Raw genomic sequence first — 509 nt, 5'->3', positions numbered from 1 at the left:
GTCTGCCTGCAAACAGTACCGATATTGCACCGCCAGATATTCCGGCTGGCTTTGTGGCTGTTTTCAACAGTGATGAGGCATCGTGGCATCTCGTTGAAGACCATCGGGGTAAAACCGTCTATGACGTGGCTTCCGGCGACGCGTTATTTATTTCTGAACTCGGTCCGTTACCGGAAAATTTTACCTGGTTATCGCCGGGAGGGGAATATCAGAAGTGGAACGGCACAGCCTGGGTGAAGGATACGGAAGCAGAAAAACTGTTCCGGATCCGGGAGGCGGAAGAAACAAAAAAAAGCCTGATGCAGGTAGCCAGTGAGCATATTGCGCCGCTTCAGGATGCTGCAGATCTGGAAATTGCAACGAAGGAAGAAACCTCGTTGCTGGAAGCCTGGAAGAAGTATCGGGTGTTGCTGAACCGTGTTGATACATCAACTGCACCTGATATTGAGTGGCCTGCTGTCCCTGTTATGGAGTAATCGTTTTGTGATATGCCGCAGAAACGTTGTATG

General features: G+C 50.1%; 1 protein-coding gene. It reads left to right on the top strand.

What is annotated here, in order from left to right; all coding sequences use genetic code 11:
- A partial coding sequence (locus EMN46_RS18935; RefSeq protein ID WP_142752642.1) for a tail fiber assembly protein occupies positions 1–476 on the top strand: 476 nt, incomplete at its 5' end.
- Positions 477–509: the final 33 nt, after the last annotated feature.

This window comes from Ancylomarina sp. 16SWW S1-10-2, from assembly GCF_009669305.1.
Classification (GTDB): domain Bacteria; phylum Bacteroidota; class Bacteroidia; order Bacteroidales; family Marinifilaceae; genus Ancylomarina.
Note: the sequence above shows the minus strand (reverse complement) of the source record. Positions and strands in the feature narration are given on the sequence as shown.